12 protein-coding genes are annotated in these 11,774 nt (G+C 68.7%); 4 read left to right on the top strand and 8 right to left on the bottom strand.

The features are described from left to right. Window positions 1-279: 279 nt before the first annotated feature. Window positions 280-1,041, bottom strand: a complete 762-nt coding sequence (locus O7626_RS03070; protein ID WP_278059026.1) for a hypothetical protein — start codon at window positions 1,039-1,041, stop codon at window positions 280-282. 105 nt (window positions 1,042-1,146) lie between these two features. Between O7626_RS03070 and O7626_RS03065 the strand changes: the two genes are divergently transcribed. Together O7626_RS03065 and O7626_RS03060 are read left to right on the top strand one after the other, a co-directional pair. Beyond that, window positions 1,147-1,320, top strand: a complete 174-nt coding sequence (locus O7626_RS03065; RefSeq protein WP_278059024.1) for a hypothetical protein — start codon at window positions 1,147-1,149, stop codon at window positions 1,318-1,320. A 545-nt stretch (window positions 1,321-1,865) separates the two neighbouring features. Next, complete coding sequence (locus O7626_RS03060) at window positions 1,866-2,141, top strand: hypothetical protein (RefSeq protein WP_278059022.1); 276 nt, start codon at window positions 1,866-1,868, stop codon at window positions 2,139-2,141. 105 nt (window positions 2,142-2,246) lie between these two features. Here O7626_RS03060 and O7626_RS03055 read toward each other — a convergent pair whose 3' ends face one another. Beyond that, window positions 2,247-3,383, bottom strand: coding sequence for a hypothetical protein (locus O7626_RS03055; RefSeq protein ID WP_278066041.1), 1,137 nt, complete (start codon window positions 3,381-3,383; stop codon window positions 2,247-2,249). A gap of 467 nt (window positions 3,384-3,850) precedes the next feature. On the opposite strand from O7626_RS03055, the gene O7626_RS03050 reads away from it, so the two are divergent. Next, window positions 3,851-5,095 (top strand): ATP-binding protein, encoded by a 1,245-nt coding sequence (locus O7626_RS03050; RefSeq protein ID WP_278059020.1) that lies wholly within the window; start codon window positions 3,851-3,853, stop codon window positions 5,093-5,095. A gap of 1,090 nt (window positions 5,096-6,185) precedes the next feature. Continuing rightward, window positions 6,186-6,455, top strand: coding sequence for a hypothetical protein (locus O7626_RS03045; RefSeq protein ID WP_278059018.1), 270 nt, complete (start codon window positions 6,186-6,188; stop codon window positions 6,453-6,455). A gap of 198 nt (window positions 6,456-6,653) precedes the next feature. Here the strand turns inward: O7626_RS03045 and O7626_RS03040 are convergent, their stop codons facing one another. From O7626_RS03040 to O7626_RS03015, 6 genes are all read right to left on the bottom strand, one after another. Next, window positions 6,654-7,949, bottom strand: a complete 1,296-nt coding sequence (locus O7626_RS03040; RefSeq protein WP_278059016.1) for a hypothetical protein — start codon at window positions 7,947-7,949, stop codon at window positions 6,654-6,656. A 119-nt stretch (window positions 7,950-8,068) separates the two neighbouring features. Further along, window positions 8,069-8,458 (bottom strand): hypothetical protein, encoded by a 390-nt coding sequence (locus O7626_RS03035; RefSeq protein ID WP_278059014.1) that lies wholly within the window; start codon window positions 8,456-8,458, stop codon window positions 8,069-8,071. A 120-nt stretch (window positions 8,459-8,578) separates the two neighbouring features. Continuing rightward, entirely contained in the window at window positions 8,579-8,992 is a 414-nt protein-coding gene (locus O7626_RS03030) for a DUF4913 domain-containing protein (protein ID WP_278059012.1), read from the bottom strand. Between the two features lie 44 nt (window positions 8,993-9,036). Continuing rightward, the gene (locus O7626_RS03025; RefSeq protein ID WP_278059010.1) at window positions 9,037-10,023 is read right to left on the bottom strand and encodes a hypothetical protein; all 987 of its coding nucleotides are present in this window, start codon (window positions 10,021-10,023) and stop codon (window positions 9,037-9,039) included. Between the two features lie 36 nt (window positions 10,024-10,059). Next, window positions 10,060-11,469, bottom strand: a complete 1,410-nt coding sequence (locus O7626_RS03020; protein ID WP_278059009.1) for a hypothetical protein — start codon at window positions 11,467-11,469, stop codon at window positions 10,060-10,062. Between the two features lie 12 nt (window positions 11,470-11,481). Beyond that, window positions 11,482-11,712, bottom strand: coding sequence for a helix-turn-helix domain-containing protein (locus tag O7626_RS03015; protein ID WP_278059007.1), 231 nt, complete (start codon window positions 11,710-11,712; stop codon window positions 11,482-11,484). Window positions 11,713-11,774: the final 62 nt, after the last annotated feature.

Below are 11,774 nucleotides of genomic sequence, written 5' to 3'. Positions count from 1 at the left end.
TCCGGCGTCATAGCCGCATCTCCGAAGAGATGAGCCAGAGGAGCTGGGTGTCTGCCGGTTGCGCACCCGGCAGGCTCCCTTGATCCGGAAGCTTACAAACAAGAGCGTAAGGCACGCGCGGGCGAACCGCTACCCGATTTCCTCGTTGATGCTTCACCGATGAGAACCAGACAGTCCGACCTCATGGTCCTGGGCCGGCCGTCCTGCGATTCACCTCGCCGGGTGGACGCCAGGTGGGAATGGCTTGCGGGGCTGCCAGGAGCACCGGGAGCCGTTGTGTCACGCCTCCGCTTCAGACAGCGTCTTGACCACGAGGTCTGCGACCTGTTCCGGGTGCGCGTACCAGCAGTACAGGCCGAACGAAACCGGCTTCCATCTCGACGGTTTCCCGGTCGGGAAGAGCAGGCTCCAGCTGTTCTCGCTGCTAAGCGCCAGGTGCCGGTCTCCGCCCAGTTCCCACCTTGTCTCCGAATCGAAAACGTGCACCTTGGCAACCTCGATGCCACGGGCTCGCAGTTGCTCGATCACGCCGGCGATCAGCGTGTCCATATCGAGAGCCGGGCTACGGTCTCCCGGCACAACCACCTCGCGCAAGGGCAGGCCAGCCGCTCGCAGGAGATCTGCGGCCCTGCCCAGCTCCGTCCGGGCGGCGGCCGGCTCGCCGTCGAGCTCGCCGCGCTGGTACGCGGCGTCCAACCAGACGCCCAGACCTTCCGCGACCGCGGCCAGGGCCGCGATGTGCTGGCCCAACGCTGCGAGCACCGCCTCGACGTCCCGGGTGGTCCGCAGCGTGTACGGCTCGCGCAGTACCTCGCCCAACGTGCCGGTCTTATCCGCCAGGTAGCGGGCACTCGCTACGGCGTACAACGCGGTGGTGGTGCCGGGCTCGCTGTCCAGCCCTTCGAGGTGCTCGCTGTCGTGGCGATCCTCCTCGTAGATCCGCTCGTAGTCGTCTTCCACGCTCAGCACGTACTCGCCGCGGTAGTGCACCGGCACCCCCGCGATGATCTCGGTTACGGTCCCGCTCTCGGCCTCGGTCATCCTGGTTCCTCTCGTGCGCGCCACCGCCCAACCCGGACAGCAGCAAGGTACGCGCTAGGTGTTCCGCCTCGGCGTAGGACCAGAACCCTGCCAGCCGCGCCGCTGGTGGCACTACCGACCGGCGTCGCGATCCTCGCCGGCTGGTGCGCCGGCCTCGCCGCCGAGATCCGCGACGCACTCGGCCTCGACCCGATCGACGAGAAGCTCCCCGGCTCGGAGTGCCCCGCCTGCGGGTTGCGCCTCCTCCGGTCCCTACCGGCTGTCCGGGCGCTGCGGTGATCGTCTGCCTGCCCGACTGTCTCTGCTCCGGCGAGGGCTGCCGATGCAGGATGCAGGTGCAGGTGGAGGGCGTGGCACACATCTGGGCTGGGCGACGGCGGCTCGGGCTGCCTGACCTAGTCATTCAGGGTCGTCACGGCGAACAAATACCACATTTCGCGGAACTCGTTAGATAGGCAGAGGGGAACCCGAGGTCAACATCCTGGGATGGGACGCCCGCCTCCAATCTCGCGAGGGAGGCGAACGTCCTCTCTGGAGGGAGACCGTGCCGTATGAGTGCGCCACATCTCGCACCACTCCGGCCAACCAAGACCGACAGGTGGAGCAAGGCAGGCGAGGTGACCGTCCTGGCGCTCAGGGCGCTTGCCGCGACCGCGACGCTGATAGCCGCGATCGTGTCCGGAAACGGGTGTGGGCCCACCTGACCGACCGGTCGGTGAGCCCACACCAGAGCGGGAGACCTCCGCCTCGGGGCCGCAAACCGTGGGGCGGAGGTTCCTCCGTCACATCTAACGAGCCCCGCTGGGCGGACGTAGCATCGGGCGATGACCATCTCGGCCGACGGAGTTACGCACGCCATCGCACTCGTCACCCTCGCGATCGAGGCCGGCGCTGATGGCGACGCGCTCGCTGACCGCATCGGACCGCTCATCGCCGAGCGCACGGCCGGCACCTCCATCAGTGGCCTGATCGCTCTGGCTTCCCTGCTCGCCCAGCTCGCCGCCAACCGTGGAGGCGACACTCCAGCCGAGGTTTTGGAGCAGGTGGGCCTGGCCGTTGCGGCACACGAGGCCGAGCACGGTCCCGGCTCGACCGGTTGACCGCGCGGGTGTAGCGATGATGACCGCCTGTACCCGGACGCCGTAAGCCTCGCCGAATCGTGCGCGCCACGAGGAGGAGGCGGACCGGCTCGACAGTTACGGCGGTCAGGCAGCGTGACGGGCGGCGAGGCGGTCGAAGAAGGCGGTGAGCCGGCGTACAGTCTGTGGGCGGTCAACGAGTTCGGCGCCACCGAAGCGGTACACCTCGTAACCGTTGAGTCGCAGTTCGCGATCCTCGGCCGTCATTGCGGCGTAACGGCGAGGGCTGGCCCGGCCGTCTTCGTCGGCGTAGTGCTGGCGGCCGTCGCATTCGATCACGACGCGGGCCTGGTGCGGCAGGAGCAGTAGGAAGTCCATGCGCTGACGCGGGAGCGGTGCCGTGCCGGGCGGGTAGTGGCTGCGTACGTTGGGGTCGTAGTGCAGGTAGACCTGCGGAATCAGCGCCGGGATGTCGGTGCCAAGCCGGTCGTATCGCTCCTTGTAGGTGTGCAGGATCCGTCGTTCGGCGTCGTTGTCGCCCAGGGACAGGTCCAGCCGTTGGTGCAGGCTGTCGGAGACCTCCTGCGCGGTCGCGCCGATCATGCTCTCTCGGTCGGCCCACCAGACGGCCATTTCGGCCCAGGTCAGGCCGTGCGCGGCGAGTGGCCGGTCGTAGACCAGGCAGTTCTCCGCGTTTCGGACGATGCGTATGTCGTTGTTGACAGCATCGGCGAGCACGATCTCGGGCTTCGCACCGATCGCGGCGAAGATTAGGTTCTTCATCGTGCCGGGCACGCCGGAACCAATGCGACGAGGGGCGAAGATCGGGGCCCCGCTGATGGCGTCGACCTGGACGAGTTCGTAGCCGTCGTGCACCAGGACGCCATTGAAGAGGTCACGCAGTCGCTCGACCTCGGCGAGGTCGGTGCGTACGGCTGGGTGCAACATCTCAGCGAGGAACTCCAGGAGCTTCCCGTCGCTGTCGGCTAGGCCGAACCGTGGATCGTCGAATATCCAGTCGTCGGCCCAGTCGTCGTTGGCCATGCGGTGCTGGACGATGTCCTCGAAGGCGGTGCGGAACCGGGTGTCCGTGCTCGGAAGCTCGCCGAGGTCGTACAGCCGGGAGAGGAAGTCGGTCTCCGTCAGTACGCCGCTCCAGTAGGTGTATCGCGGTGCGAGAAACTCGCGGAAGCCCTCGGCCTCGGCGATGAAGGGCAGCCGGCCCAGACCCTTGATGAGTCGACGGCGGGTGACCTCAGTGATGTAGTTTGTGATCGTCGCCTCCCTAGGATGATGCCTCGATCCGTCTTACCGGCCAGCGATCGCTGTTGTCCAGCAGCCTGTGACACGAGCTGAGCAAGCCCGAAGCGTGCGCCGTCGCCGAGCACGGCCGCGCGGGCATCATCGACCAGCATGGGTGCCGCTGCTCGCCTGGACGACGTTCGCGCTGAGCTGGCCAGGCCGGGACCCTAACGTGCTCGTACCCAGGGCGCCCGGACCTCCAGCCGGCGAACGTCAACGCGCCATATCTCACGAATGACGCCGGATAGGTTCGGCAGCGAGCACTCTGGGCAGCGCTCGCCACGCTGAACATGCCCCGTGATGTAGGAAGCACCCGCACGGCTACGGCTGGGGCTGCGAAGGATGCTCAGCGCTCTCAGGCGTTGACGCTAGACGGGACACGCGCCTGCCTCCTCGCAAGTGGATAGGCCCGGTGCGACCATCATGAGGTGACAGATCTGTATGGCGCGGGCCAGTGGCGTACATGGGAAGAGTTCGAGAAACATGTCGCATCGGGCGAACTGCGTGAGTCGCACACCCTGGAGCTGAAGCGCGACGACTACTCCAGCGGGGAGAGCGGTAAGAAAGAGCAGGCCAAGGACATCGCCGCGCTGGCCCTTGACGGGGGCGTCCTTGTCATCGGGGTGGAAGAGGACAAGACGACAGGCGTCGCGATCAAGGCGTCTCCGGTGGCCCTGGCCGGCGTCATAGAGCGGATCGACCAGATCTGCGCCAGCCGGATCGCGCCGCCGCTGCGAGTGGCCATGCGCGACGATCTACGCAGCCCATCCGACCCGTCCACCGGCGTGCTCATCATCGAGGTGCCGGCAACCGGCGTTCCCCACATGGTCGATCACCGCTACCTCGGCCGGGACAACCGCACAACGCGGCCGCTCGACCACACCGAGGTAGTACGCCTGCTGGCCCGCCGCGACCTCGACGCCGAGCAGGTGAACAAGGAACTCGACGCGACGAGCGCGCTGATGGGCGAGGAGGGGATGTCGGCCTCCCGGCTGATCATCACCGCGACCCCGATCCCCATGCTCCGCCGCGATGCGCTGCGCGACCATCTCGCGGCATCCGGCACGGCCAGCTGGTTCAACGACCGCATGACAGCTGCGGCCGCGCGTGCCAGCGCCGCGCGTGCGGGCAGCGAGGCGATGTCCCGGCTGTTCAAGCCGTGGACGTGGATGGATCGCTCGAACGGTTGGGGTGCGCGTCGGATCCCCGGGGGTGCGGCTCTGCGATTCGGATCCGACGGCAAGACGCCGTTCGTCATCGAGGTACTGGAGTCGGGTGGGGCACGGTTCGCCGCTGACTTCGTCACGCAGGTCTACAAGGACCGGTATAGCGAAGCTGAGACGAAAGTGCTCTACCTCGACTACGCGATGTCCTTCACCTGCGAGGCCCTGGCATGGATCGCCGAGGTGGCTGAGGAGGCCGGCCTGCGCGGGACCTACGGCATCGGCCTGCATCTGGGCGACCTCGCCGGGGCCGTGCGCGCGCCGACCAACTCGATCGAGGAGACTCGCCTGCACGTACCGGACAAGACCAAGTACCGCGACGACAGTTACCGGCAGATCCTCCTGGCGACCGGCGCGGACCTGCGTGGCCCACTCCAGCCCATGCTTGACCAGCTGTTCGGCCAGCTGCTGCGGGCGATGGACTACGGCGACCCGCTGCGCCAGCGGTAGGTGCGCCCTCAAGCTTGCTGCGAGACCGAAGGCCAACCCGTGACGTCACTGACGTTCGATGTCGTTTCCACTGACGTTCTGGTTCGCTCAACACCTCGCGGGTATCCGTAACGATGGAGCCGTGAACCTCTGAAAGCGGAAGCGTACGATCCCGTTCTGGATCGCGCTCCTCCTGCAATCGCTCAGCCCGATCACTGATGATCTTTTCGTGCCGAAACCGCCCGAGCCAGTGTTGGAGATTCTGGACGGCCACGAAGCCCAGCACCAGACGGCACCGCTCCAAGACTGGGCGCTCTCGGTGACCGGCGGCGCCAGCGTGTCGCGGGAGGATGGTCCGGGCTGGGCCAGGATTCCCGCGTAATCCAGGTCGAGGGCGGGGAGCGCGTGACGGCGGTGTGGTGTCCATTTTGCCCCGACCGTATTCGGCTTAGGACCCTGAAAGATGCCAACTCGGCCCGAGATCCCACCGACGCGGGCGGGGGGTCGGTCGAGTGTCACGCTCGGTGGCTACAGTGGTCAGTAGCACAGCAACAACACCGCCTCACCAACCGAAGCGAGGGAGGCACAGGGTCTCCCCCGACCCGAGGAGGTGGCGTCATGGCTGTGCCCGGCAACACAGAGGGCCACGCTGGCCCAGCAACCCCGCCGGCCGAAACCAGCAAGTGGGCGAAGGCGAGCAGGGTTGCCACCGCAGCTCTCGACGTCGCAACGGCGGCGGCGAGGCTCGTGGTGGTGGTGTTGTCGGGCTGTGGCCCTACCTAGCGCCTGAGGTACAAGGCGCCGGTAGGACTCACAGTTCCGATCGGATGGGCCCTCGTCACGCTTGGCGGCTCGGCGGGGGCCTTTCCGTTGATTCATTCCGCATCTGATTCTACTACCACACGACCGAGGTTACGCCTTTGCCATAACCTCAATCGTGCCAACGACAGCTACCTACCCAGGTAGCAGCCGATGTTGAAGAGGCAGACTCGCCTGCTCCGTCATCAAGCAGCGAGCACTACCTGGCGAGCTTGACCCATGCCGTGGAGCAGGTTGCGTCCGGCCTGGTCGGTCGGATCTGGCCCGGCTTGCGTCGGGCTACCCTCACCCCATGACCACCTACAACGGGCCCGCCGTACTCATCGAGGCCGACGGCACCGAGCACGACACCACCGCGACCCTCAGCGCCGGGGTGAGGCCGGGCCTGCCTGTCCGGCGGATCTGGGCCGGTCGCCTTGACCTCGACGGCGATGTGGCGTGGCGCGCGTTTGAAGCCTCCGACCCGCTCACCCTCCGACTCCCCGATGGCCGGGAGGGAGGCGTCCTGGTCCAGGCTGACGGTCAGGTGACCGGCTCCGGGCCGGCGCCGTTCGGCGAGTAGCGATGATCCGTGTCGAAGGTCGGGAGTACGGGACAGCGGCCGAGCTGGCCGCCGATCGTTGACGCGGGGCCGGATCATCGTCCCGGACTACATGATCCAGATCCAGGGCCCGGGACAGGGGGCGACGACCTGGGACGCCAAGCGCGAGGTCCTGTCCCGGCCTGGAGGACCGGATCCGGTACCGGGCACGTTCGGCGTTTAGCGTCCCCGTTGGGACCGGTCGCGATGACTCTGCCCAGGGAGAAGCTGTCCCGTCGCTTGGTGGCTGCCAGCGTCCGCGTCGTTTCTGGACGTCTGTTCGGCGGTGGCCGCGAAGGCTAGCTTGGCCAGGCGCGGTGCCGTGCGCGGAAGGTGCGGCGGCGCCGACGCGAGTGCGGAAGAGCCTGCGTCGAATAGCGCTGCCCTCAACCGGTAGACCTGCTCGTCGTCCGGGCGTGCAACACGCCACCGCGCGACGGCGTGATACACGAGCGACCTCGGAACCCGTTCAAGCTGTCGGCGGCCGACGACGAAGAAGTTCCCGTGACGAGCGGCGTTCCGGGCTGCCGTGCTGAGGACTTCCGCCAGCGACGGCAGGACCGCGGCGAGTTTGTCGATCGCTTCGGCTCGGGAGCCGGAACTGGTGAGCTGGCCTGGGCGTGGTGGTCCAGGACGGACCCACAGTGTGACCAGGTCAAGTTCACGGGCAATGGACGCGCCCGGGCCATGTGGTGGGGTGCCGTGCAGTTGGCCTGCGGAATGCGCCGCTGCGCTCCAGGAGCGCCAGTCTGCTCCGGCGGTGTTTGGTGTCGCGAGCACGCTGATCGCGAGGGCCGCGTGGGTTGCCTTGGCCAGATGAGCGGCCCGCACGTCTCCAGGGTTGCGGTACATCCAGTCCCGTGCGGCGGTCAACGATCGCCGGGCTGTCTCGCCATTCCTGATGGCACGCTTGCCCGCCGGGATGGGCGGCGACTCCAGCAGGTGCAACAGTGGTGGATCGTCGCCGGCGTCCGACCTCACCTGCTGGATGACTTCGCTGAGATAGCCTTCGCTGGCCCACCGTGCCTCATCGGCTACCGTGTCGTAGACGTCGTACGCGAGCCGGTGGCTGTTCGACAACCAGCTAGGGAATCCCGCATCGACGGTCAGCATGTCGTGTGCCAGCGCGGCGATGTCGGCCAAGCCGGCTTTCTGCCCCGCGCCGGCACGAACCGCCATCCCTTCCGGGGTCAGCGGATCCCTCATCGGCGGCACATGGCCAGCCAGGATCTCCCCGGCCACCGCGACCGCCTCCGCCGCCGAAGCCAGGTGGCGCCCGACTCGGCAGATCGGGACCGCGTCCCGAACACCCTGCCGGTCGAGGCGAGCCGCCGTGGTGAGTCCCAGATACAGCCGCGTCATTGGCTCTCCTGCCTGCATCCGCAGTGCGATGTCGACAGTGCCGCGGTCGATATCAGCGCGAGCCGGCTGACCGCCGGTCACCAGCTCTATGAGCTTGGCCAGCCGGAGGTACACCCGGTGCCGGGCTACGACCGCCGCGCCGACATCATCGAGGGTGACAGCAGGGTCGGACCGTAGGCGTGCTTGGGCGTGGGCTAGCTGCTCGTGCGCCCGCGAGAGCCACTCTCCGTACGTCACACCAGTCCTCGCACGGCAGCGTTCAGGCGAGCGGCTGTCGCGGCATAGGCGAAGCGCCGCTGGGTCGGCAGCTCCGGCTGTGCGCTCGCCCGGTCGTAGCCGGTAGCGAGTGCCGACGCGAGGCGGATGAGGGCCTGTTGCGTCGAGGTGGACGTGATCGACGGGCTCAGGGCGGCGATTGAGATGGGTGCCGGATCAGGGTATAGATCGGCGAGCGCGGTGAGCAGCTCGAAACCGAGCAGCGCCCACTGTTGAGCGGGCACGCTCGGGGAGTCGTCGAAGGCCAGACACGCCAGCCGCAGGCTGGCCTGAGCCTCGGTCTCATCGTTGACTCCCCGAGCCTCCAGGCGGGTGATGGCCTGCTCCAATGCGGTGATGTAGTTCATCCCGGGATCCTTTCGGCGGGTGTAGGAGTACGGCCACCGAGACAGTGATGTTCTGTGGATAACCGGCCGGCTGGGTGGGCGTCACGAAAGCCTGGCGAGGACAGCCCCTCGTCACGGCTGTCACTCCCACCATCCGTCTGGGGCGGGCTCGGCGGTCGCTGGCTGGAGTTCGGTGTGCCGGGCAGCGCGGTCGTCATCGGCCGCCCGGCACTGTTTGAATGGTCCGTCGTCGCCGAGCAGTTCGTGGATGTGCCGGTCGACCTCGACCGACCAACCGGACATGCCGGTCGGTGCGAGGCGGCTGACTTCCCACGAACGCCACAGCAGTTCGAGGCGCCAGATGGCCTCTGCGTGGCGCCACCACTGCGGGCACCAGTGCCACCGTTGGCCGTCGACGCGCCACCCGAACATCGGGAGGAACAGGCCGACGACCCAGGCTTCGACGGTCGGGAACCTCAAGGCGGGCGGCGCGTCGGTGGAGATGGGGGCCTGGTCGTCCAGACGCTGGGTGAGTTCGGCGACCTGGTGCTGCAACGCGGCGACCGTACCGGCTAGGTCTTCGTCTCGGTTCCGGCTGGTCACCGGGTCCTCCTCTGCGCGGGGCGTGCTGTTGGGGTGCGGGCTGGCATGGCAGTTGGGTGGGCGGTGAGTGCCCGCTGTGCGGGCACGGCGAAGGATTCAGCGGCCAACCGTGTCGGTTCCGCCGCCGGTGTGGCTGCGCCTTCTGCGGCGGCGTCGGCGGCGAGGTCACCGGCGCGGCCGGTTGCGGCGGCGGTGCCAGCGCGAGCCGCCTGGTGCTCATCGACCGCCGTGTCGGGGTTATCGAGCGTCCCGGCGGTGGTGGCCGCGGCGCGCTGCTCGGCCTCGGCACGGTCGAGGAGAGATTCGACGTGGGCGAGCGACTGTGCGGACCAACCGCTGTCTTCGAGGTTGCGCAGTAGCCGGGCCCTGCTGACCGGGTCCAGGGTTCCCGCGAGTCGCATGATCTCCTGGTCGAGTTCTTCGCCGACTTGGGTCAGCGCGCCCGTGGTGGGTGGCCGCCCGCTGTGCGGGCGGGCAGGGCCTGATCCGGACCAGACATAGCGGGCAGCCTCCGCCATCGCTTCCTGGCGTGACAGTCCCGCGTCGCGTCCGAGGTGGTAGAAATCGATCAGGCTCGGGGCCCGGCGACGCAGTTCTTCTTCGGCGGCGGCCAGCACGGCACCGTCGGTGGGGTTGCTGTCGGCGTTCTGGGCTGCCTGTCCCCAGTGCCGTGCCACCTCCACGAAGGGCAGATCCGCGAGGTAGTCGCGTAGCCGCTCCTCGTCCCCCGCGAGGCGGGACCACTCTCGCTTCCGTCGGGACGCCTCCGCCGCAGCGAGCCGTTCGGCTTTCCGGTCCGCCTTCCGTTCGTCCTGCTCCTGGCGAGCCTGGTCGCGTAGCTCCTGTTCGGCTCGGTTGGCCTTGGCGCGGGCGTTCTCTGCGGCCAGCCGCGATCCGGCCTCGACGAGTACGCCGAGGGCCATGAGTCGTTCCATCGCGCGCTGGGTGCCCTCGCTCCAGGGATCGTGATGCTCGGGTTCCATATCAGCGACGCTGCGGGATGCGGGTTTCCGGCGGCGCTACCGGGAGCGGCCACGGGTGGGCTGCGCGGTGGGCGGTAGCGGCGCTACGGGTAGCGGCTGCCCTGACGCCGGCGCTGCGGTCGGCTGCCGGTGGGTGGCGGCCGTCGAGTGCAGGTGGGCTGCGGCGGTGGAGGCCGCAGCGGCTTGGCTACGGCGTTGCTGGGCTTGTCGGAGGGTGGCCAGGTTGTCGGCGAATCCGGCCAGCAGGTAGACCAGTTGCACGGCAGCGGTGCCGTTGCGGTCGTTGCTGAGTTGGACCATGAGCCCTATCAGCCGGGCGAGGGAGCGCAGGTGCACGGCGCGGGCGTCTGGAGCGGAGGGCGGGGTTCGACGCCGTTCACCGATCGCGCGACGGAGTAGTTCGGCGGCGTCGGCCAGGCGCTGTGCCTGCGGTTCCGGAACCGCCGTCGCGGTGGCGGTCAGAACGTCGGCTACGGCGTGGGCTGCCTGTGCGGACAGCGGTTGCGACGGCTGGGTGAGGTCGTTGGTGGCGCTCGTGACCGCGTCTGCCGTCTCCTGCCACAGGTGCTCGCGCTGCTCTGGCGTGGTGGGCGTGGAGGTTCCGGAGGGTCGGGGTGCCTGGGCCCAGCGGACACGCAGGTGCGTCAGGGTCAGGTCGGGGGCGAGCTGACCGCCGCCGAACCAGCGCGGCTGGTCGCCGCCGGGCGGGACGGGGTGGCTGACGGCGTAACCGGTGACGCTGTTGTCGGCACGGCTGCGCCGTAGTCGCACCCGCATCCCGGCTGCCCGCAGCCGGTGTACGAAGTCGTCCTCGTCGGTGGCGACGATGGCTGCTGCTCGGACCTGGCGGCGCAGCCGGTCACGGGCCGAGGGGGGCGTGGAGCGTCGTGTCGGGGCGGCATGCGGGGTGCCGGGCGTTGTCGCGCCCGGCTCCGGCGGAGGCGGTGCGAGTCCGAGTCTGCGCTCGATGCTGCGGATGGCATGCACGCAGCGGTGCCGATCGTCGCTGGCCGGTTCGGTCCGGCCGTCCTGGCGGACGAGGGTGGCGACGATGTCGACCCGGGCACGCCCGTGGGCGACGGCGATCCACCGCACGGCGTTGCGGTCGCCGTGTGGTGCCAGGCCGGCTTCGTCGAGGAGATCCCTGACGGCGGCGGCCCACTCCTGATGGGTGAGCCGCCGTTCGGCGGGGTCGAGTTCGAGGGTGCAGCGCCAGACCGGCCGGGCCGGGGCGGTGCCCGCCCTCATCGGTTCGGCGAGCATCGTGGCCAGGTGTGCGGTGTCGTAGCCGCCCGGTCGGGGCGCTGGTTCCAGGTCTGCCAGCTCGCCGCTGCCCTCCCAGGCGGCGACCAACTGGGGTGCTGGATCGGTCACGTCGCGGGCGGCGTACGCACGGCGGATCGCGGCGCCCACGAGGGTGCCGCGGGCGTGCACTCGGCTGATCATCGAGTGGTCCGGCTAGTCCACGCCGAGGAGCTTGAGCAGGGCCGGGACGCTTACGAGGTAACGGCGACCGATGCGGAGGATCTTCACCGGAAACTCGTTGGTCTTGGCCAGCTCGTACGCCTTGGTTCGGCCGATGCCGAGGATCTCCCCGGCGGTCTCGATGTCGGTGGTCATGCCGAGGGCGCGCACGGCCTGTTCGGTCCAGACCTGGGACTGCGGCGTGGTCGCGGTGGTGGTCGTCATCGGTCCTCCCGCTGTTATCTGGTGCCGACCTGTGGGTCTGCGACAACAGCGACGGTGCCGAT

Source organism: Micromonospora sp. WMMD1102 (genome assembly GCF_029626265.1).
Lineage (GTDB): Bacteria > Actinomycetota > Actinomycetes > Mycobacteriales > Micromonosporaceae > Plantactinospora.
This window is presented reverse-complemented; position numbering and strand designations above follow the sequence as displayed.